The 20,564-nt window shown below is 71.3% G+C and carries 17 protein-coding genes; 6 read left to right on the plus strand and 11 right to left on the minus strand.

The features are described from left to right. The first annotated feature begins 48 nt into the window (after positions 1–48). The 4 genes from Q7L73_RS07590 (at position 49) to Q7L73_RS07605 (ending at position 4,922) form a co-directional block, all read left to right on the plus strand. The gene (locus tag Q7L73_RS07590) at positions 49–327 is read left to right on the plus strand and encodes a hypothetical protein (protein ID WP_304687804.1); all 279 of its coding nucleotides are present in this window, start codon (positions 49–51) and stop codon (positions 325–327) included. A gap of 73 nt (positions 328–400) precedes the next feature. Continuing rightward, positions 401–1,216 (plus strand): hypothetical protein, encoded by an 816-nt coding sequence (locus tag Q7L73_RS07595; RefSeq protein WP_304687806.1) that lies wholly within the window; start codon positions 401–403, stop codon positions 1,214–1,216. A 152-nt stretch (positions 1,217–1,368) separates the two neighbouring features. Beyond that, complete coding sequence (locus Q7L73_RS07600; RefSeq protein WP_304687808.1) at positions 1,369–3,213, plus strand: ATP-dependent endonuclease; 1,845 nt, start codon at positions 1,369–1,371, stop codon at positions 3,211–3,213. Beyond that, entirely contained in the window at positions 3,210–4,922 is a 1,713-nt protein-coding gene (locus Q7L73_RS07605; protein WP_304687810.1) for a UvrD-helicase domain-containing protein, read from the plus strand. Before Q7L73_RS07600 ends, Q7L73_RS07605 begins: the two co-directional genes overlap by 4 nt. Positions 4,923–5,052: 130 nt before the next feature. Here the strand turns inward: Q7L73_RS07605 and Q7L73_RS07610 are convergent, their stop codons facing one another. The 3 genes from Q7L73_RS07610 to Q7L73_RS07620 all read right to left on the minus strand — a co-directional run bounded on the left by Q7L73_RS07610 (position 5,053) and on the right by Q7L73_RS07620 (position 8,670). Further along, positions 5,053–5,679 (minus strand): hypothetical protein, encoded by a 627-nt coding sequence (locus Q7L73_RS07610; protein ID WP_304687811.1) that lies wholly within the window; start codon positions 5,677–5,679, stop codon positions 5,053–5,055. A gap of 3 nt (positions 5,680–5,682) precedes the next feature. Next, positions 5,683–5,970, minus strand: a complete 288-nt coding sequence (locus Q7L73_RS07615) for a hypothetical protein (protein ID WP_304687813.1) — start codon at positions 5,968–5,970, stop codon at positions 5,683–5,685. 1,938 nt (positions 5,971–7,908) lie between these two features. Further along, entirely contained in the window at positions 7,909–8,670 is a 762-nt protein-coding gene (locus Q7L73_RS07620) for a response regulator transcription factor (protein WP_304687815.1), read from the minus strand. Between the two features lie 97 nt (positions 8,671–8,767). On the opposite strand from Q7L73_RS07620, the gene Q7L73_RS07625 reads away from it, so the two are divergent. Beyond that, the gene (locus tag Q7L73_RS07625) at positions 8,768–9,235 is read left to right on the plus strand and encodes an organic hydroperoxide resistance protein (RefSeq protein WP_304687816.1); all 468 of its coding nucleotides are present in this window, start codon (positions 8,768–8,770) and stop codon (positions 9,233–9,235) included. Positions 9,236–9,242: 7 nt separating this feature from the next. Here the strand turns inward: Q7L73_RS07625 and Q7L73_RS07630 are convergent, their stop codons facing one another. After that, complete coding sequence (locus Q7L73_RS07630) at positions 9,243–9,881, minus strand: MOSC domain-containing protein (RefSeq protein WP_304687818.1); 639 nt, start codon at positions 9,879–9,881, stop codon at positions 9,243–9,245. A gap of 169 nt (positions 9,882–10,050) precedes the next feature. On the opposite strand from Q7L73_RS07630, the gene Q7L73_RS07635 reads away from it, so the two are divergent. Continuing rightward, positions 10,051–10,515, plus strand: coding sequence for a hypothetical protein (locus Q7L73_RS07635; protein ID WP_304687820.1), 465 nt, complete (start codon positions 10,051–10,053; stop codon positions 10,513–10,515). Between the two features lie 72 nt (positions 10,516–10,587). Here Q7L73_RS07635 and Q7L73_RS07640 read toward each other — a convergent pair whose 3' ends face one another. The 7 genes from Q7L73_RS07640 to Q7L73_RS07670 form a co-directional block, all read right to left on the minus strand. Beyond that, positions 10,588–11,925: a Rho termination factor N-terminal domain-containing protein gene (locus Q7L73_RS07640; protein ID WP_304687821.1), complete on the minus strand. Its 1,338-nt coding sequence runs from the start codon at positions 11,923–11,925 to the stop codon at positions 10,588–10,590. Between the two features lie 95 nt (positions 11,926–12,020). Continuing rightward, complete coding sequence (locus Q7L73_RS07645; protein ID WP_304687823.1) at positions 12,021–12,650, minus strand: transaldolase family protein; 630 nt, start codon at positions 12,648–12,650, stop codon at positions 12,021–12,023. 10 nt (positions 12,651–12,660) lie between these two features. Next, positions 12,661–13,572 carry a dihydropteroate synthase gene (folP, locus tag Q7L73_RS07650; protein ID WP_304687825.1) on the minus strand — a complete coding sequence of 304 codons (912 nt, stop codon included), beginning with the start codon at positions 13,570–13,572 and terminating at the stop codon, positions 12,661–12,663. Next, positions 13,569–15,536 carry a PKD domain-containing protein gene (locus Q7L73_RS07655; protein ID WP_304687827.1) on the minus strand — a complete coding sequence of 656 codons (1,968 nt, stop codon included), beginning with the start codon at positions 15,534–15,536 and terminating at the stop codon, positions 13,569–13,571. The genes folP and Q7L73_RS07655 overlap by 4 nt, the downstream gene beginning before the upstream one ends. A gap of 360 nt (positions 15,537–15,896) precedes the next feature. Further along, a complete protein-coding gene (locus Q7L73_RS07660; RefSeq protein WP_304687829.1) occupies positions 15,897–17,669 on the minus strand; it encodes a prenyltransferase/squalene oxidase repeat-containing protein in 1,773 nt (590 codons plus the stop codon). Next, positions 17,666–19,561 carry an ABC transporter ATP-binding protein gene (locus Q7L73_RS07665; protein WP_304687831.1) on the minus strand — a complete coding sequence of 632 codons (1,896 nt, stop codon included), beginning with the start codon at positions 19,559–19,561 and terminating at the stop codon, positions 17,666–17,668. The genes Q7L73_RS07660 and Q7L73_RS07665 overlap by 4 nt, the downstream gene beginning before the upstream one ends. Next, the gene (locus Q7L73_RS07670; protein WP_304687833.1) at positions 19,558–20,562 is read right to left on the minus strand and encodes an energy-coupling factor transporter transmembrane component T; all 1,005 of its coding nucleotides are present in this window, start codon (positions 20,560–20,562) and stop codon (positions 19,558–19,560) included. Before Q7L73_RS07670 ends, Q7L73_RS07665 begins: the two co-directional genes overlap by 4 nt. Positions 20,563–20,564 lie beyond the last annotated feature (2 nt).

Raw genomic sequence — 20,564 nt, forward strand, 5'->3', positions numbered from 1 at the left:
CAGCCCATCCCACCCGGTCTGCGCAGGGACGCTTCCTAGCTTCCCTGGGTGCCGGAACCGTTCAGACGCAGACCCAGTCCGGACGGCGCTCCCGGCCTGCTGACCACCACCTGCCGCTTCGATCGCGACCTGTTCGCCCGCATCGAGCAGGAGGCCGGACGGCTCGGCGTCTCCAACAGCGAGGTGATCCGCCTGCACGTGCGCGAAGGCATCGAACGCCGCGCCGCCGAGCGCGCGGTCGGCAGACAGCTGGCCGACCACGCCACCCGCATCGCCCGCCTCGAACGGATCATCCGCTTCATCACCACACGCGGCCGACGCCGCTGACGGGGGCGAACTTCCGCTCCAGCGGGCTCTACACCACGACAACCACCATCACGATCACCGGAGGGACTGTTTGTTGACGACGTTGGGGATCTCGTTCGGGCGCTTCTCGCGCCACGCCACCTGCTGCACCATCCAGTGGCCCGGCGGGCTCGGCCTTCCCGAGACGCCGAAGCTCGGCGTGCCTGACGAAGCGCTCGTGCCGCGCATGGAGGCCGCCGACTGGACGGCAGTCACCGGCGCGCCGTTCGGCTTCCCGGACGCGATGCTCGACGCGATCGTCAGCTACGCCGAGGACGGCCGCTGGGAGCGGCCCGCCGACCCCGAGTTGCTGCACCACCGCCTCACCGACCGCTTCGTCATGGAGCTGCTGGCAGAGCGCGGCACCGAGCTGTACCTGCCCCCGGCCACCGACCCCGACAGCCTGCGCGACGCCGGCCGCATCGCCCACATCCTCACCGAGCACGCCAGCCGCGCCGATCAGCCGCTGGATCGCATAGGCGTCCCCGGCTCGACCGGCATGGACGGCCCGCCCGACCTCCCACGCGGCCTGGTGCAGTTCCCGACCGGCGGCGTGATCGAGACCAGCGCGGCGGCGGCGCTCGCCGCCTGGGGACTGCCGTTCGACGGCTACAGTCCCGCCGACGCCTATGACAGCACCGGCACCCGCGCCGTGCGCGAACGGGTCCTGCACGGCCTCGAACACGAGACCGGAGTCAGCATGATCGTCTGCGGCGACGTGCGCGCCGCTGCCGCCGTCTCCTACGACGCCCTCGAAGCGCTCATCGCCGCGATCGTCGCCTTCGCGGCGGCGACCGACGAGACGATCAAGCCGACCCTCACTCAGCGCGGCGCCGCGCGGCGTGAGGGTTGGATCCACCTGCCTTCTTGAAGGCTCATTCCTGGGGCTGACGGTCGCGAGTTGACGGACAGCGGACTTTTAGTGAGGATTTGCACGAGTTTTCTGTGTCTCGACTTCAGGGAGGAAGCCGTGTCGTGCCGAAGGGGTCCGGGGCTGTGTCGCTCTTGCCAATGAGCTGACGCGTGGAAGTACGTCATCTGAGAATCGAGCGGTTCCGCGGGCTGGAGTACGCGGAACTGATACCTGCTCGGCGAAACGTGCTGCTTGGGCCGAACAACGCCGGCAAGAGCACCTACCTCGAAGCTCTTGACCTGGCGCTGCATTCCGGGCTGGGGCGGCCCCGCCGTCCCCCGGACGAGTTGGAGTACTACGGTCGAACGCCCGCGCCAGATGGCTTTCGGATCGAGGTGACGCTGGGCGCGCTTGATCGGAGATTCATGGCGGCAGTCCGCAACCACCTGGAGGGTTGGGACGAGAGAGCCAACTCCGTCGTCGCAGAAGTCGATGGAGCCGGCATCGAAACGGTCGTCCGTGTGCGGGTGTGCGGCACTGAGGACTTCGATCTGATCCACGAGTTCGCGAAGGATGAATCAGAGAGCGCGCGGTTCGGACCGAGACTGCGAAGAGAGATCGGATGGATGTACGACGGACGCTCTCGCGATCCGGCGTGGCAGATGACCTTCCACCGCGGCGGCGTCCTCGACCGGCTCTTCGATGACACCGAGCTGGCGGACGCGCTCGGGATCGTGCGGGAGGCCATGAGAGACGGAGCGACCGGCTTCGCGCACGATAGAGCCGTAGAGGACGTTCTCAAGGAGGTCGGGGCTGACCTCCACCGACTGTCGTTGCTGGCTGCCGAGCTGCTGCCAGGGTTCGAGCTGGGTGGCGTGTCGGAGCGCGAGATCCTTCAGATGCTGCGGCTGGCGCTGCCGGACCCGGCCGGTTTCAGAATCCCGCTGTCTCGACAGGGTCGCGGGGTCCAGCGGCTGCTGCTCGTCGCCAGCCTGCTGCGACTCGCCAGAAGTGACACGGAGCGACCGCCGATCGGTGCGTTCGAAGAACCAGAGGAAGCGTTGGAGCCGACCCGGCAGGCGCAGATGGCGGAGATGATTGTCGGCCTCGCAGACCAGGGCGGGCAGGTCTTCGTCGTCACGCACTCACCGGACATCGTGCGGGCGTTCGGCGCCGACGACCTCATCCTTGTCTCTGATCAGCCGCGTGGGCAGGCGACCCAGTTGCGCAACACGCTCGGCACGCGCTCACGTCGCGGGTACGAGCGGTTCCTTGACGGTGCAGTCGCGCGCGCCCTGTTCTGTCGTGTTCCGGTGCTGGTGGAGGGGCCTGGAGACTGCGCTGTGATGGGCGTCTTCTGGGACGCGCTGGCTCGTGAGGGGCACGTTGGTGGGCGTTATCCGCTCGGATTGGAGTTCGTGAACTGCGAAGGCGCTGGTAACCAGCCATCCCTGGCGCAGTTGCTGTGCGAGGCCAGAAAGCCGGTTGCTGCATGGATCGAACTCGACCGAAACGACACGATCAAGGCAATCCGCGACGGCGGACACTGCGCGGCGGTAGTCCTGTACCCGCACGACAGACGATTCCACAAGCTGGAAGGCGCGCTTGTCCACGCGTACCCGGTTGACGCTCTGGCGCATGCCATGTCTGCGGTCGCGCACGCCCGTGGCATTGCCGGAAAGGAACAGCGCGATGATCTCTACAGCCGTTTCCCGCACGAGGATCTGTCAGACGAGATCAAGAGCACAGCCAAGAGCGCGAATGGCATCGCGCAGATGCTCGGAGTGCTGTCTGAGGAGGCCGCGCGGGACCTGATTGCGGAAGCTCTCGTTAGTGACGGCAGATTCGCACCGTTCGAGATCAAGAATAACCGCCAGGCGCGCCTGTTCGCCGAGGCGCTCGTCAGCAGAGCCGGTGTCGCGGATGCCTTCCGAGCCCCGATGGTCTCGCTCGACTCCTGGATCGCCGGCGGGTGCAGACCGAAGAGCGACGAGATCACGATGCCCCTGTCGTGAGGACGGATCCCAAACACGATGCGGTGCTCGAATGCACCGAGCGACATCAGATCGTTCTTGCGCCGCCGGGTGCTGGCAAGACTCATGTCTCGGTGCGGCTCGCCGGCCACCTTGCCAGCACGCTTCCCGGTCATTCGCGGGTCCTGTTGCTGACGTTCTCGCGGCAGGCGCGATCTCAGCTCGAACGCGAAGCTGCGGCTCAGCTCCCGTCGCAGGTTCGTCAGCGGGTCGAGATCACCAACTACCACCGCCTGTTCTGGACGGCTGTGCGGTCGTATCGACGACTGCTGGACTTGCCGATGGCTCTCGACATCGGCTCAAGAAGACGCCGAGGAGAGGCCCTCGCGAGAGCCTCTCCGGAGGCTGTGGTGGCGCTGGAGCGGCACAGCGGGCTGCTGGAGAGCCTTGCTGACCATGCCTTCCCGGCTTTCCGCGACAGGCGAACGCCCAGAGACTCCCTCGAAGTCCTGCTTGACGCGATCGAGGCCGAGTATCGCGCTGGCTTTCTCGTATTCGATGACCTCGGCGCGCTCTTCTGGCGCTTGCTCGAACAGCATCAGCCGGTCGCTGATGCTTACGCCGAGCGCTACCCGATCGTCATCGCCGACGAGCACCAGGACGCGTCAGCGTTGCAAGACGCCGTAGCCCGTCGCTTTGGGCAGCAGCGACTCGTCGTACTTGGCGACACCATGCAGCTCATCCACGAGTACCGCGGAGCAGACAGAGATCGCTTCGTGAAACACCGACAAGAGGCGGCGCGGGAGCACCAGCTTGTCACGCCCCACCGCTGGGAGCGGGTGAATCCGAGCGCGGGCAGGTGGCTGACACAGGTGCGAAATGCGCTCTATGGCCGACATGCCACACGGGGGTTGCGGCCGGACGCTGTCGTGTGGCGCAACTACCCGGAAGCCTGGGAAGGCAGAGGCGTCGCGAATCGCGTGGTGCAAGAAGTGCGAGACGCCAGAGCAACCAGAACGATCCGCTCCATCGCGGTGCTCGTGCGAAGACGAGACGACATCAACCCCATCGAGAAACAGCTTCTGACGGCCGGCTACTTTCCGCGACGGGTCAGCGGAAGCGAGTTCGAGGACGCCCGGCGCGAGATCGAAAAGCTGCCCACCCTCAAGACGATCGCGACCGTCCGTCGGTACGCCCTGGAGCGCCTGAGAAGGCTCTGCCCGACCTTCGACTCAGACCTGATGCGTCAACTGAGAGATCGCCTCAGAGTCAGAGAGATCAAGCCCAGAGGAGCCGCACCGCGCGCCCTTCCGTTTCTCCGCGCGATGCAACCGATCTACGAACACGGGGCGGCCGGCTACCTCCACTCGATGAGTGCGCTGCTCGCGGCTTCCAAGGACGCGGGCTTTTCATGTCCCCGCTCGCAGCAGGCGCGAACGATCCGAGACGCCGCCGCCCAGCTCGAACCCGGCTGTGACCTCCCTACCGCGCTGGCTACCTACGCGGACATCGTGCGTCGTGCGGCGATGGCACCGCAGCCGACCGACCGAGGGATCTTTCTGATGACTGCCCACCAGTCCAAGGGCAAGGAATTCGACGCAGTTGTCGTTGCGCGCTTCAGCGAAGAGCGATGGCCAGACGACGAGGAGACGAGACGGCTGCTGTACGTCGCCCTGACCCGCGCAACCCGCCGGTGGTGCTTTGTTGCCCCAGACAGAAGTCCTTCGCCGCTGGGAGCGCTACTGCCTTGAACCGATTGCAGCGGATGAGTCTTCAGCCGTGCCGGTACTTGGATCGGACCGCAGCTGCGATGGATCTCGAATGGGACGCCGCAGACCTCGCCGATGCCTGCGGCGGATGTGGTACCAGGGCGTCCGGTCCCTAGCGAACGCGAATTACCATGATGAGGATCAGAAGCAGAACTGCTGCGACGACGGTGGCCTGAGACGCGACGTCTCCGCTCCTGCTGAGAACGAGAATGAAGGAGACCGTCGCTGTTACGGCTGCCAGGGCAAGCGCCGCTTCGCTGATCCATCGCTGCCTCCGTACCCGCCGTTGTATCGAGGCGACGGCGGCACGTTCCGCCTCGCCTCGTCTCCGCGTCCATGGCGAGCGGCCGTCAGCCTCATTCCGCTGCCGCCACGCGTCTTCGACCGTGTGGGTGAAATGGTGATCGATGACCCACACGGCATCGGGGCTTTCGCTCGCCGGCTCGTACTCCATCCGCGTCGCGAGTCTCTGCTGTGCAGCCAGAGGCGCATCGAGCATTTCGGCCAGCATGAGAAGAGTTGCTGACGGTTCGTAGAAACGAGCAAGCCTCCTGGGCGTGAGCCCCTCGATCTCCGGATACTCGGGCCAGATACCCTCGGCGAGCCAGACCTGAGCAACGTCACTCACGACATCGCGTCGCGCAGCGACTGCCCGAGCGATAGCAACCGGATCCGAGGACAAGTCCCGCTCCTCCTCAAAGGCCGCTGCCAGCCGGGCAGTGAGATCGAAATAGCTCATGAGCTAGGCGCCGACGTACCTACGAAAGTATTCGAGCTGGACGCGCGCCTGTACATGGCGAGCGTCCACTTCGATTGGACTGTAGAAGTAGCGCACAAAGTTCTTTGCGTCTTCTCCGATCCGATGGATGGCATACCCCCACCATCTCGCTTCGATGGGGTCCCGCCATTGCAAGCCATCGAGCACGACCTGATGTTGCACGGCGTGGCGGTGCTCGTGCACCAAAGTACCGAGTGCCTGGGTCGGATCTGATGTCTCAAGCCGATGAGTGGCCATCACGATCTGCCTCATCTGGTGCGAGTATCGCCCATGGGTCCATCTGAAAGAGGTCGACGCCCACACGAGTCTGAGGCTCTGTGGCTGCTCCCAGAGGATCTGAAGCGCCTCGTGAGCTGCCCGCAGTAAAACGGCGCGATCCTCAAGCTTGGAACCCGCCCACTGGTCTGGGGAAACCACCTGTAACAGAGCGTTTGCAGTCGCCGCAGCGTTGTCTATGTCGGAGGGATGCACTAGCGCGCCTTGTGCTCGATGGCGCCCGATCCTAGTGCGGCAACGCTCCGTATTACGCCAGTAGCAAAGGCGCGTGGCTGCTACCGCCTGTTGGAAATCTCGCCCGGTTTGCGGCCAACGGAGGTCTACGTCTATCTGACGGATGGCGTCCTCTCGCTCAGATATTCAGGCGCATCATCGAGAGGTCGCCCGCAACGTCGCCGAGATCCTGGAGCTGTTCCCGGCCGCTGACCGGGCGGATCTCACTGACGAGGAGTTGGCTGACGAGCTGGCGTTCGCCGGCCGCCGGAACCCGAACGCTCCTGACCTCGACACAGATTCCGACGCCTCAGACGGCAAGCAGCTGGACCCGTCGCTTGACGGCGTGCTGCTGGCCAAGCGCGTCTCCTACTCCCAGTTCCCACAGCCCAACCCCGACGCCAGATTCCCGCACGCCCGCTCACACCCGGCACATGCGGGTCGCACGGCTGGGGAGATCACGGCGGCGATCCGCACGACGGTCGCCTGGCAGGAAGAGATCGCCGCGCCGCTGGCGGTGCGTGACGCGGCGAAGCGGTTCACGGCGGATGGCAGACGCCGTCCAGGGCCGGCGCCGCTGTTCTCCTATGAGGAGATCGAGGTGATGGAGCTGTACCGTCGCGTGGCCGGCGCCACCTCGACGTCGCAGGCGTTCACGCTGCTGGCCCGATTCGAGGCCGCGCGCGACCGCAGACTGCTCGGCTTCGACCGCCAGCGGTTTCGTCCTCGCCGGGGCGAGGAGTGGAGACAGCGTCAGCCGGGGATCCCGTCGGACGCGACGATGAGCAAGTTCCGCTGCGAGCTGGGCGAGGAGTACCGCGAACAGCTGTGGTCAAGACTGCTGGCCCGCCAGCGGCGCGAGTACGTTGCCGCCAGCGACGACGACAGCAGCCGCATCCTCTTCATGGACGGGACCAACATTCACGTAACAGGTGTCTGTCCGATCGTGGACGGCAACGGCGAGCTGCGCAACAGCGTCGAGAAGATCACCGTCCCGACCGGCGGCTTTCAGAGACGCTTCCGCCTGAGAAAGGGCGGCCACGGCTTCAACGCCGTGATCATCACCGACGAGGTCGGCGTGCCGCTGGCCGACAGCCTCGACCGCATACAGACCGACGAGCGCAAGCTCGCGATCCAGGCGCTCGAAAGCTGGACCGAGAATGCACGGCCGGCCTACCCCAGCGAGACGGTGCGGGTGATCGTCGCCGACTCCGGCTTCACGGGCGAGCGCGTCCGCAGAGCGTGCCGCAGAGCCGGCATGATCGAGAACATCCACAGCGTCTCCCACGGCACCGCCGAGGAGTCCAGAGCCCGCGCGAGCGCGTTCAACCGTGCGCGCATAGCGATCGAGGACAGCGACGCCTTCGCCCTCAACGGCCACCGCGAGCTGGTCCCGCTGTGCGGGTGCGGCAGAGCCTCCATGGAGCGCCAGGCGTGGCTGGACAGACACGGCGTGGCGCATGCGCGGCTGAAGGGCCGCTGCGAGGCGTGCGGCGCCAACGTCTCCCTGAAGGCAGGGCGCATGCGCAGAACAACCGACCGCGCCAACCCGTCGGTTCTGCCGATGACGCCGCGCGATCAGGAGAGACTGCGCGACAGCTCGATCGGCAATCCGCTGACCTACAACGATCCCGCTGCAAGAGCCTACGGCGGCGCGCGATTCGCCAGAAACGAAGGCTTCAACGGCATGCTGGCAACCACCTACAAGCTCAACGGCGCCCCACGGAAATTCCGCTCCAGACGCCAAGTCCAGCTCGAAATGAACATCGTGTTTGCCGTCATGGTCAGCCTCGCCATCGAAGGCCGCCAAGCCGAAGCCGACGCCCACGCGAGCAGCGTCCAGCTCGTCGCCTGACGGATTCCGACGCGCGCGGGAAACTGCCGCGCTCTCGAATCGGCCAGCCGCCGTAACCGCAGCCCACCATCGCGAGCAGCCCGACAGCGCCGCTTCGCTGCACCGGCTGACGAAGAGCCGACCGCCGTCGTCACCAGCCGGATCTGAGCTGGCCGGCAGACGCCCTGACCTGGCAGAAACGCCCGCCCCGGCGACGAATACCGGCTGCCAGCGAACTTAGAACTTCGACTTAGAAACAGGCCCAGCAGCTCCGCGTACTCATAGGGTTTGCAGAGCGCGTCGTCGGCGCCTCTGTCGATCACGCGGACGCGGGTGATCGGATCGTCGGCGCGGCCGCTCAGCACCATCAGCGGGAGGTTCGGGTCGAGCCGGCTGGTGATCCCGTCGGCATCGCGAACCTCGCGCACGAGGTCCAGGCCGTTGCGGCCAGGAAGGCCGAGATCGAGCAGGACGAGGTCAGGACGGCGGGTCGAGAAGGCTGCAAGCGCCTCCTCGACGGACTCGACCGTGAACGGCTCGAAGCCGTCGGCGGCGAGGTTGTCGGCGAGGAACGTGCTGTTGGTGCGGTCGTCCTCGACGATCATGATCATCGGGCTGGCGTGGGTCATGGCGTACAGAGCCAAAACCAGCGCGTGTTTCGCCCCCTTCTGCCCAGTTTTGTGTCGTTCGTGGACGGGATTGCGCCGTTTGGGTATGTGGGAGCCCATGGAAGCGAGACGAGAGCTGCCCGCGATCGACCTCGACAGAGCGCTCTACACGGCCGAGGCGACCGTCCGCGGCGGGCGCTCGGGGCAGGGTCGCACCAGCGACGGCGCGCTGACCGTCGAGCTGCGGCCGCCGCGCGAGATGGGCGGCGACGGCGAGCCGGGCACCAACCCCGAGCAGCTGTTCGCGATCGGGTACGCCGCCTGCTTCGAGGGCGCGCTCGGGGTCGCGGCGCGGCGGCGGGCGCTCGACGCCGACGACGCCTCGATCGACGCGCGTGTCCATCTGCTGCCGACCGGCGACGGGCGCTTCACGATCGCGGTCGACCTCGACGTGACGCTGCCGTCGGTCGGCTCGGTCACGACCGCGGTCGAGCTGACCGCGGCGGCGCGTGAGATCTGCCCCTACTCGAACGCGACGCGCGGCAACGTGCGGCTGCGGCTGACCGCCAACGGAGCAGCGGTCTGAACGACGGTCAGAGCACCTCGACAGGGTCGCCGACGGCGACCTCGCCGGGCTCGATCACCCAGCAGTTGAGCGCGAAGCGACCGTCGTAGTCGCGGTTGATCGTGCGCAGCACGTCGGGCGAGACCGCTTGCGTGTCCGGGTCGAGCGTCGTCATCACGCAGCGCTTGCAGACTTTCTCCACGTCGAGCAGCGCGCCGCCGACGCGCAGCCGCCCGCCCGGCCAGTCGCGCTCAGCAAGGCCCTCGACGCCGCCGATCAGCAGATTCGGGCGCAGCCGCCGCCGGTCGACGCCGAGCGCCGCGACGGCGCCGTCGGTCGCGACCAGCAGCGCCGTGTCGTCGAAGCGGGCGTCGCCGTCCATCTCGATCAGCCGCGCCTCGTCGTCGGCGACGATCTCACGGACCGCCGAGAGCGCTTCCGGGGTGCGCCACGGACGGCCGTCGATCAGCGCCTCCCCGCGCTCGTCGAGCGTTCCCGCAAGGCTCAGCAGACGGTGGCGCGTGCGCGCCGTGACGAGCCGGTCATCGCCATCTCGCACCTGCACACGACGATCTCCCGGAATTCCGTCTGCGGTGATCGTGGCGCGCTCGAGCGGCTGTCCGGCGAGCGACTTGACCGGGTAGACCCACAGCTCGGCGACGTGCATCGGATCGTCATTCTCACAGACCTGGCGAGCGGGAGGCGGACCCTCGGGCGATCGTCCGGAACCGCTTGCAAGTTCGCGTGCAGGCCATCCGCAATTGGAGGAGTGCTGCATATGATGCCGACGCCGAACGGGCTGCCTTTGCCGCCCTGCCCCGACCCGGCACTCACGGATGATCGAACGCGGAAACTACAGCTCAGGCGATGACTTCGTGCTCGAATACGGAGAGCTTCGCTTCACCTTCAACGAGCGAGACTTCGGCGAGCGCTGCGAGCAGGCTGCCCGCAAGCTCGGCTTCGTCTCGGGCCAGCTCGAGCAGCAAGAGGCCGAGGATCTCGTCAACCTCGTCGTCAACGGCGAGGTGACCGACCCGGCCTCAGCGCTCGGCGAGCACGTCAACGACTGCTGGCCAGAGCTCGTCGGCCCCTCCGAGCGCTCGCTCGTGCACTGGCTGCGACGGCTGATCTTCCGCGGCGCCTGGCTCGACCAGCGCGTCAAGGAAGGCGAGCTGGACGTCGCCTTCGACGGCGACACGCATACCTTCGCCTACGTCCAGCCCGATCGCGGCAACGAGCCGATCGAGCTGGCCCCCGAGCCCTCCTGGGGCCGGGTCGCCTACCTCCCCCGCTCGCTGTAGCGAGCGCACAGACGCAGAACGCCCCGCCCCGGCGAACCGGGACGAGGCGTCGGAAGCGTGCCTGCGGGCCGGCTAGCGGGCCGCGTCGCGAGCGGCGGCGATCGCCGCCGCGCCGGCCGCGCCGATCAGCAGCTCCGGGCGGAGCGTGCCGCTCTCCAGCAGGTCGAGCGCCGGGTAGCGACCGGTGCCGGCGATCTCGGCGTCGAGCGCGATCGTCGTCGTCTCACCGCCGAACGGGATCTCGCCGGTCGCGACGACCGTCAGCGAGCCGCCGTCGACGATGTTGCGCGCGGCGGCGAGCGCCTTGCGGGCAGCCGCCGGGTGGACGCCGTCGAGCGTGTCGACGAGCACGACCGCGTCACCGCCGCGAGCGGCGATCCGCTTGCCGTTGTCGATCGCGCGCTCGAGCGCCTGCGACTGCGCGTCGGGCGAGGCGGCGAAGCTGAGGTCGGCAGCGACCTCGGCCTTGCCCTGCTTCCACTCGGAGATCTCCTCCGGGCGGGCGCCGACGAGCGCGACGCTGACCTCGACGCCGTCGAGCTTCGCCAGCTCGCCGGCGAGACGCCGCAGCGCCTCGGTCTTGCCGGCGCGCGGGCCGCCGACGATCACGACGCGCGAGCCGCGGCCGAACGGGGTCAGCCACTCGATCGCCTTGACCGTCGGATCCTCCGAGCCGAACGCGAAGCGCTCGTTCGCGAAGGCCGCGGGCAGCTCGTCGAACTTGACGCCGTCGGTGCCGGCCTCGTCGGCCGCCTTGCCGTTGATCGTGTCGATCCGGACGAGCGACGGGTAGCGCTCCGAGCGGCGCGGCGCGCGCACCGGGCCGGCGACCTTGTCGCCCGCCACCAGCTCGCAGCGGCGCACCTGCGCGGCCGAGATGTAGACGTCGCCGTCAGAGGCCTCGGGGCCGTTGACGCGGACGAAGCCCGAGCCGTTGCCGAGCAGCTCGACGACGCCCTCGACAAGCTCACCCTCGCGCGGCTTGCCGGCGCCGCCGGCCTCGGGCTTGCGGTCGCGGCTGTCACGCCCGCCGCGCTCGTCACGGCCGTTGCGCTCCTCGCGCCCGCCGCGCTCCTCGCGGTCGCGGCCGTTGCGCTCCTCGCGATCGCGGTCACGGCCGCCACGCGGGCCGCGCTCCTCGGTCGGCTCCTCGGCCGCGTCGTCGCGGTCGCGATCACGGTCGCGCCCACGGCCGCCACGGCCGCCGCGACGACGACGCGAGCGGCCGCCCTCGTCCTCCGCTGCCTCGGGAGCGTCCGCCGGAGCGCCGCCGTTGCCGCCCTGGCGGGCGACGATCGCGTCGATCAGGTCGGGCTTGCGCAGACGGCGGAAGCCGTCGATGCCAAGCTCGCCCGCGATGGCGTGCAGGTCGGCGAGCGGACTGTCCGCGAGCGCGGAGCGATCGAGCACTGACAAGAGATGGTCCTCCTGGGGATGGATGATCGGTGGGCTCCGGCCGCGTTGGGACAGCGGCCGGCGAACGTTGCGGGCAGAAGGCTAGCGCGTCAGCGAGCGGAGGCGTCGTCGCGCGCGGCCAGCGTGAGCGGATGCTCCGCCATCCGGTGCAAGACGCCAGCCGGAACGGCCGCGTTCTCGGCGCCCAGCCGCGCCGCCAGCACGACCTGCTGCGGGCTGACGATCCCGCCGGCGAGCACCTGCGCGGTCGTCTCGCCCGTGTGCAGCGACTCGACCATCGCCTGCAGCGTCTCGCCCGCGTCGATCGCCGCCTGCTCCAGCCGTGTCAGCGAGGTCGACACGAGCGCGGCGCCGGCCTCGGCCGCCAGCAGCGCCTGCGCGGCGCTGAAGACGTGCGTGACCTCGACCGCCAGCTCCTGCTCCTCCAGCGCGCTCGCGGCCGCCAGCCCGGCCGGGCCGAACGGCAGCGCCGCGACGGCGTGCTCGTGCAGGTCGGCGAGCGCCAGGCCCTGAGCGGTCAGCGTCGCGGCGTCGGGACCGTCGAGCAGGACGGTGACGGTCGCGTCGAGCAGGTCGCAGAGACGGACGATCTCGGCGTCGGAATCGGCGGCGCCGGCGGCGGCCAGGCCGGCGCGGCTGGTGCGGATGCCGGCGAGCACGCCCCAGGCGGCGACCGCCTCGGCCTCGGCGGCGGAATCGGTGTCGAGCAGCAACTTCATGATGCTGAGGCTACTGCTGCCGCTCCCAGCGGAGTCTGTCGGAGAGGCGCGCGTCGGCGGCCAGCTCGCGGCGGCCGGCGAGCACGTCGCGGACGGCGAGGTACTCGGCCGCCGCGGCGATGTCGTGGATGCGGAAGATGTGACCGCCGGCGTCGGCGCCCCAGCCGAGCGCGGCGAGCGTGCCGGCGAGCCGCTCGCGCGGCGGGCGGCCGGTGATCGCGCCGATGAAGTCCTTGCGCGACAGCGCCATCAGCACCGGGCGGTCGAGCGCGAGCACGTCGTCGAGCCGCCGCAGCACCTCGACCGTCTGCGCGGGCGTCTTGCCGAAGTCCGGCCCCGGGTCGAGGATCAGCTGCTCGTCGGCGACGCCGTGAGCGCGCGCCAGCTCGATCCGCTCGCGCAGGAAGCTGACGACGTCGGCGGCCATCCTGCCGTCCATGCCGGGGTCCAGCAGCTTCGTCTTCGGCGCCGCGCGCGTGTGCATGATCACCAGCGCCGCACCGGTTCGCGCGCAGACGGCCGCCAGCTCAGGGTCGCGCAGGCCGCTGACGTCGTTGACGATCCGCGCGCCGGCGGCGATCGCGGCCTCCGCGACCGCCGGCTTGTAGGTGTCGACCGAGACGAGCGCGCCCAGCTCGCCGGCGACCCGCTCGATCAGCGGGATGACGCGGGCGATCTCCTCCTCGGCAGCGACCGCCGGTCTGTTCGTGACGCCTGACTCGCCGCCGATGTCGATCACGTCGGCGCCGGCCGCCAGCAGCTCCCGCGCCAGCACGACGCGCTTCTCCAGCGTCGGGTAGTCGCCGTCGTCTGAGAACGAGTCGGGGGTCGCGTTGACGATCCCCATCAGCCACGGCCGCTCGCCGAGCCGCAGCGTGCGGTCGCACGCCCGCACCTCCAGCAGCCGCGGCGGTGCGCTCATCGGCGCGTGACTCTGGCGTCGCCTCTTCTGCCTCTGCCTCTTCTCGGCTTCGGCGTGACGAGCGTCAGCGGCGTTCTCGTGACGGTGCGGTTGCCGGCGGCGTCGAGGACCGTCACGAGCACCGTGTAGCGGCCCGCTCTGGCGTAGGTGTGCTGGGCGCCGCGCTTGATCGGCTCGCGTCTGCTCTTGTCGCCCCAGTCGACGATCGCGCTGGCGACGCCGGAGGTGCGCGCGGTTCTGACGCCCGGCGCGGGCGCCGGCGCGGCGTCGACCGCTCTCAGCGCGAGCTTCAGCGTCGCGCCCGGCCGGCGGGCGCCGCTGACGCGCACCGACGCGGTCGGCGCGACGGTGTCGACGCGGACGGTGCCGACACGCGTCTGCGCCGTCTGCCCGCGTCTGTCGACGGCGGTGATCTGCCAGCTGTGCTCGCCCTGCGCCAGCGAGGACTTGAGCTTGTACGACAGCCGCGGCGTCGTCGCCACCTCGGCGCCGTCGACGGAGACCTTGTAGGCGAGGCCCCAGCCCTCCCTCGAGCGCGTCCAGGCGAGCGCCGGTCTGTCGGTCCGCTCCCACTTTCTCGCGCTGGGGGCGGGCGCGAAGCGGCCCGGCGGCTGGTCGATCGTCGCGACCGCGATGCTGTTGCCCTGCACGTAGGCGATCGCGAGGTCGCCGTTGTCGTCGCCGGCCGCGTCGAGGCCGCGGACGGCGTCGGTCGGGCCGAGGCCGGGCTGCGACAGCACCGTCTCGGCCTCGAAGTCTCTGCCGTTGTAGAAACGGCCGCGCACGTCGGTCGCGCCGTCGGCGCCGGTGTACTGCCAGGCGACGATCATCTTCAGCGGCGTCGCCGTCGCCGGGACGGCGTAGGTCGGCCCGCTGCTCTGCGCGACCGAGTCGACCTGCTGGATCGGGCCGGCGAGCAGGTCGGCCCGCATCAGCATCGCGTAGCTGAGGTTGGTCGTATCGCTGGAGCCGAGCACTATCCCCTGGCCGATGCCGCCGTTGGAGATGTGCGGGCGCACGGAGCTCTGGCCGGTCGCGAACGGCGTCGCGTCGACCGCGGCCGGGCCGTCGAAGCGCGAGCCGCGCAGGCGCCGGTAGACGACGCGCGAGCGCTCCGCCCCGTTGATCGTGAAGACGGCGCGGAAGACGATGCCGGTGAACGAGTCGTCGTCCTGGACGCCGACCTCGGGCTGGTCGGCGCCGCCGACGCCGAGCCCCTCGACCTGCAGGCCGTCGTTGGCGTTCGCGAAGACGGTGCTCGGGCGCGTGCCCATCACGCGCCGCGCGATCACCTGGCCGGCCTCGCCCCAGGCGACGACGGCGACGCCGTCGGCTGAGGCGCCGACGCGCGCGCGGCCGCCGCCGACGCCGGCGTCGTTGGCCGGGTTGGCGTCGAGCGGGGCGTCGACGAGCGCCCACGGGGCGGCGTCCTTGGAGTACGCGATGCGGATGTCGTGACCGCCGGCGCCGGGCGCCGCGAAGACGAGATAGCCCTTGCGGTTGACGCTCAGGTCGATGTGCGGGTCCGACGCGCCGCCGCCGCCCCAGACGGTCTGCTGCGCCCAGGCGGCGCCGCCGTTGGCGCGCGTCGCCGTGTAGATGTTGCCGCCGTTGACCCAGGCGACCTGGACGCGGCCGCCGTCACCGGTCGAGACGACCGGCTGGCTGGAGCCGCCGGGCTGGCCGCCGTCGACCCGCTCCGGGCTGAACCAGCGGCCGTCGACGAGGCGCGAGACGTAGGCGTGGGTGCCGTCGCCCTCGGCCAGCAGGTACGTGACCGCTCCGCTGCCGTCAGGAGCGAGGTCGATGTTGCCGAGCGCGGGGATCGCGCCGCTGACGACCGCCTCGCCGGGGAAGGTCCCGGCGTGGGCGGGCGCGGCGGCGAGCGGCGGCGCGAGCAGCGCGGCCGTGACGACGGCTGCGGCGCGCAGGCGCGGGCTGGAGAGGCGGAAACGTGAGGGCATCTGGAACTGACCGGTTGACGGCATCGTGCATCTCAACCGGCGAGGATGCTCAAAGTTACGGAATCGGCCGGACGGGCGATCCGCCGGCGGCGCGAAGCGGGGTGGTGTGCGGGACCGGCCTCCGCGGTCCCGCTCCACCCCATCCCCCTCTGATCCCGACACGCGCGACGCGGCGCGCTCCGCAATCGCACCGGACCGGTTCCCCGACGGGCCGATGCGCTCGGTTGCCCCGTAGCGCACGTGACCGTCGCACACGCACGCGCACGTCGAGCAGCATTGGTAAGAACGCTGACGTTCATCCGAGTCGCTGGGCGCCAGGCACACCGCCGACGCGCCGCTAAAACGGCTTTGCGGCCGGAGTCAGCGGCGTCTCGCGCGCAGCGCCCCGACGCCGCCCGCGAGCCCGGCGACGACCGCCAGCGGCACGATCACCGCGGCGGTCGGGAAGCCGCCGCCGTCGTCGGTTGGCGCGTGTGCGCTGCTCTTCGACGCGGGCGCGGTCGGGGCGGTCGCGCGGCTGCGCGTGCGCTGGGCGGGCGGGAGCGGGAAGCTGCTGCCGGCGAGCGCGACCAGGGCGGTGCCGGTCGTCCAGACCGGCGTCTGGCGGCTCGTGCGCGAGAACTGGACCGCGCCGCTCGGAGCGACCAGCGATCTGAGGTACGCGAGCGCGCTGCGGCCGCCGGGTCTGCGGCGCACGCTGCTCGGTCTGGTGCCCGCCGCCGCGAACGCCTGCAGCGCCCAGCCGGTCGACTGGGCGTTGGAGCCCGAGTCGGGCAGCAGCGGGAAGCCGCCGTCCGGGTTCTGCTGGCGGCGCAGGAAGACGAGCGCTCTGGCGGTCTGCGGGGCGGCGCGTCTGCCGGCGGCGATCAGCGCCTGCACGGCCGCCGCCGTGTCGTCGACGTCGGAGCCGCCGCCCCTGGTCGCGAACGACCAGCCGCCGTCGCGGTTCTGCTGGCTGGCGAGCCATCCGGCAGCGCGAGCGATGTCGGGATCGGCGCGCGGGACGCGCGCGGCGCGCAGGGCGAGGATCGCGAACGCGGTCAGGTTCGACTGCTCCAGCACGCCGCTGCTCGTGACCTGGCTGCGCAGCGCCTGGACGAGGTCCTGACCGGCGAAGGCGCGCGGATCCTGACCGGCGGCCGCAACGACCATGATCGTGCGCTCGAGGTCGCCGACGCTGCTCGGGTCCTCGCCGCCGAGACCGCTGGCGTGGGCGCGCGTGTAGTCGAGCAGCGTTCTGCCGCCGTGCCGGCGAACGTCAGCCGGGTTGCGGCCTTGCGCGGCCAGGCCGAGCGCCGCCCAGCCGCTGAAGAGGTCGACCGAGCGCTGGCCGGGCGCGCCGCCGAAGCCGCCGTCACGGTTCTGGGCGGCGAGCAGGTAGCCGACGGGGGTCGTGGCGGCGGCTCGCGCCTGCGGCAGCACGGGCGCCGCCGCGAAGCCCGCGAGCGCGACCGCTCCCAGCAGCAGCGCGGCGAGGCCGCCGCGGGCCGCGGGCGGGGCGGGTGCGGGCCCGGCCGGGGGGCCCGTGCTCCAGCTGAACTCGAAGCGGGTGCGGAAGCGGCGCAGGATCCGGATCAGCGCGGGGCCGAACAAAAGAAAGAAGACGACGTTGCCGGCGGCGTGCGCGAGATCCCACGGCAGCGAGGTCGACTGGTAGGCGAGGAAGCGGCCCCACAGGTCCTCGTCGCTGACGGTCACGACGCTGCCGAAGTTGACGACGACGCCGAAGGCGAGCCCGCAGAGGCCGCAGGCGACCGCGAGCGGGATCCGTCCCAGCCGGCCGCGGCTGAGCTTCGCGAGCGTCGCGCCGACGACGCCGACCCCGCCCCATGCCGCCATCTGCCACGGCGTCCACGGGCCCTGGGTGAAGAAGAAGTTCGACGCCAGCGCCGCGACCGCCCCGACCGCGAAGCCGGGTGCGCCGCCGAAGACGTAGCCCGCACTGAGCACGATGTCGGTCGTCGGCTTGACGTTCGGGACCGCCGCGAATGCGATCCGCCCCAGCACCGCCAGCGCCGCGAGCGTGCCGACGAGCGCCAGCACGCGCGCGCTCGGATGCGACCGCTCGTACCAGACGAAGCCGGCCAGCAGCGCGAGCGCGAGCAGTCCGAAGGAGGCGAGCTGCCAGCTCATCGGGGGGCCTCGGTGGGGGTCGGGGCGGGCGGCGCCGGGGCGGCGGGGGCGGGCGCACGGGCGGGCGCGGGCGAGCGGGCGGGCATGGGCGAACGGGCGGGCGCGGCTGCGCGGGCCGCGAGGCGGGCGCGGATCAGCGCCGCGCCGCTGACAGGGTCGAGCGCGCCGGCGGCCCCGCCGAGGATGCGCGCGGTCTCGGTCGCGAAGTACCAGCCACCGGCGAGCACCTCGGCGACCGGGCCGTCGGCGATCGGCCGGCCGTCGCCCAGCAGCACCACCCGCTGAGCGAACGAGGCGGCGAACTCGGGATCGTGCGTGGCGACCAGCAGCGCGGTGCCGGCTGCGGCGAGCCGGTCGAGCAGCCGCGCCAGCTCCGCCTTGTGCGTGCGGTCCATCCCCCGCGTCGGCTCGTCGAGGCAGAGGACGGCGGGGAGGTCGCCGCGCGCGGATGCCGGGGCGGAGGCGGCCGGCGCGGCCGCGGCGCCGGCGGGGGCGGACGTGGCGCCTGCCGCGGGGCCGCCGAGGTCGAGGCCGCCGCCGAGCACGATCGCCAGCGCGAGGCGCTGGCGCTCGCCGCCGGAGAGGTCGCGCGGGTGGCGGTCGGCGTGGTCGGCGAGGCCGGCGAGCGCGAGCGCGGCCCGCGGGGCCTCGTCGCGGACCTGCTCGTGGACGAGGTAGTCGTTCGGGTTCTGCAGCAGCAGCGCGACGCGGCCGGCGGCGTCGATCGAGCCGCGGGTCGGCTGCTGGAGCCCGGCGAGGTGGCGCAGCAGGGTCGACTTGCCGGCGCCGTTGCGGCCCATCAGCGCGACCCGTTCGCCCGGCCGCAGCGTCAGCTCGACGGCACGCAGGATCGTCGGCCCGGCCGGCGGCTCGACCCACAGGTCCCGCACGCGCAGGGCGGCGTTGGCGTCAGCGCGCGAACCGCGGAAGCGGTGCTTGGGGGGCGAATCGGGGCGCGGGGCGGCTCCCCGGGTGGGTGGGAGTGTGACTTTGTCTTCGCGGCTCGTCTCGGTTCGGTGGCGCTCGACGATCGCCGCCTCCTCGGCCTCCGGAAGCGGGTCGAGGGCACCGGCGCTGCGGAGGGTGGCGCGAGCCGCCTTGACGCCGACCGGGGGCGGGCGCAGACCGGCCCGTGCGAGCAGCGAGGCGCCCGGCGTCTGGAGCGCGGGCGCCGACTCGGCCGCCCAGGCGAGGAACGCGCCCGGCTCCGCGTCACAGGCGAGGATGCCGCCGGCGAGCGCGAGCACGCGGTCGGCGGCGGTCAGGCAGCGTTCGAGGCGGTGCTCGGCCAGCACGACCGTCGTGCCCCACTCTTCGTTCAGCCGCCGCAGCAGGCCGATCAGCTCGTCGCCCGCGACCGGGTCCAGCTGCGAGGTCGGCTCGTCGAGCAGCACCAGCCGCGGCCGACCGGCCAGCGCAGCGCCGAGCGCGACCCGCTGCAGCTCGCCGCCGGAAAGCTCGTGCGTCGGGCGCTCCAGCAGATGCGCGATCCCGAGCGCCAGCGCGGCCTCCTCCACCCCGCGCGCGACCGCCGCGCGCGACTCGCCGCGGTTCTCCAGCGGGAACGCCAGCTCGCTGCGGACCGTTCCCATCACGACCTGCGTCTCGGGATCCTGGAAGAGCGTCCCGACGACCGCCGCCAGCTCGCCGGGGCCGTGGTCGCGCACGTCGAGGCCGGCGACCGTCAGCTCGCCCGCGACCGCGCCGCCGTGGAAATGCGGCACGAGCCCGCAGCCCGCTCGCAGCAGCGTCGACTTGCCGCCGCCCGAGCGCCCCGCGAGCAGCACGAACTCGCCCTCGCCGACCTCCAGCGACAGCTCCGTGAGCGCCGGCCCCGGCGCGCCCGGGTAGCGGTAGGTGAAGCGGTCGAAGCGCAGGACCGGCTCGCTCATCGCGCCGCCTCCCAGACGGGCGGCGCGCTGGCGTCGCGCGCGGGTGTGCGCAGCTCGCGGGCCGCAGGCGCGAGGTCGCGCAGGGCGACCGCGTCGCGAGCGGGCGCGCGCGGGGTGCGACCGCCGGGCGGCGGATCCGCGATCCCGCGCCGGTCGAGGAACGGCAGCAGCGGGACGACGGCCAGGACGAGGCAGAAGAGGACGGTCGCGGCGCTCCACGAGGTCGCCAGCGACGGATAGACCTCGAAGCCCGCCACGCCCGCGATCCGGCCGCCGACCGCCAGCAGCGCGAGCACGACGGCGGCGGCGCAGAAGGCGCGGTCGTGGCGCGACCACGGCTCGCGCCAGTCGCCCCGCGGCGGGCGCCGGGCCGCGCCGTAGCCGCGCACCTCCAGCGCCGCGGCGACATCGGTCGCGCGGTCCAGCGCGCCAGACGTCACCGCGCGCACGAGCGCAAGCCGCGACGGCGGCGGCCCGGGACGGCAGCGCTGCGCGTCGGCGATCCGCTGGCCGTCGCGCTGCAGCACCGGCACCATCCGCGTCGCCAACGTCGCCGTCAGCGCCGAGCGGAACGAGACGCGGCGGAACAGCCGCAGCAATCTGTCGGGGTCGACGACCGCACTGAAGAGCGCGAACGCCATGATCAGCGCCAGCGCCCGCAGCGCCAGCACGAGCCCGTAGACGGTCGCCTCCAGCGTGACGTCGCGCTGACCCAGCAGCGGCAGCTCGCCGAAGCGCCAGATCACCGTCACGCCCTGCTCGGTCACGAGCGGGTTGATCAGCGCGATCACGAGCGCGAACGGCAGCGCCAGCAGCAGCGTCCGCCGCAACGCGCGGCCGACGCCGGCGAGCGCGCCCGCCGCCAGCGCAGCGGCCAGCGCCGCGCTCAGCACGAGCGGGTCGTCGTACAGCAGCGCGACCAGTGCCAGCGCGCAGCAGAGCCCGCTCCCGACCGCCGCGCGGACGACGTGCAGCGGGCTCGAGCGACGCTGATAGCCCATCG

Origin of the sequence: Conexibacter sp. CPCC 205762, from assembly GCF_030646155.1 — a bacterium.
Lineage (GTDB): Bacteria > Actinomycetota > Thermoleophilia > Solirubrobacterales > Solirubrobacteraceae > Conexibacter.

Coding starts and splice junctions, on each gene's coding strand:
- Q7L73_RS07610 (WP_304687811.1), bottom strand. CDS start 5,679: ATGAGCTATTTCGATCTCACTGCCCGGCTGGCAGCGGCCTTTGAGGAG.
- Q7L73_RS07615 (WP_304687813.1), bottom strand. CDS start 5,970: ATGAGGCAGATCGTGATGGCCACTCATCGGCTTGAGACATCAGATCCG.
- Q7L73_RS07620 (WP_304687815.1), bottom strand. CDS start 8,670: ATGACCCACGCCAGCCCGATGATCATGATCGTCGAGGACGACCGCACC.
- Q7L73_RS07625 (WP_304687816.1), top strand. CDS start 8,768: ATGGAAGCGAGACGAGAGCTGCCCGCGATCGACCTCGACAGAGCGCTC.
- Q7L73_RS07630 (WP_304687818.1), bottom strand. CDS start 9,881: ATGCACGTCGCCGAGCTGTGGGTCTACCCGGTCAAGTCGCTCGCCGGA.
- Q7L73_RS07635 (WP_304687820.1), top strand. CDS start 10,051: ATGATCGAACGCGGAAACTACAGCTCAGGCGATGACTTCGTGCTCGAA.
- Q7L73_RS07645 (WP_304687823.1), bottom strand. CDS start 12,650: ATGAAGTTGCTGCTCGACACCGATTCCGCCGCCGAGGCCGAGGCGGTC.
- folP (WP_304687825.1), bottom strand. CDS start 13,572: ATGAGCGCACCGCCGCGGCTGCTGGAGGTGCGGGCGTGCGACCGCACG.
- Q7L73_RS07655 (WP_304687827.1), bottom strand. CDS start 15,536: ATGCCCTCACGTTTCCGCCTCTCCAGCCCGCGCCTGCGCGCCGCAGCC.
- Q7L73_RS07660 (WP_304687829.1), bottom strand. CDS start 17,669: ATGAGCTGGCAGCTCGCCTCCTTCGGACTGCTCGCGCTCGCGCTGCTG.
- Q7L73_RS07665 (WP_304687831.1), bottom strand. CDS start 19,561: ATGAGCGAGCCGGTCCTGCGCTTCGACCGCTTCACCTACCGCTACCCG.
- Q7L73_RS07670 (WP_304687833.1), bottom strand. CDS start 20,562: ATGGGCTATCAGCGTCGCTCGAGCCCGCTGCACGTCGTCCGCGCGGCG.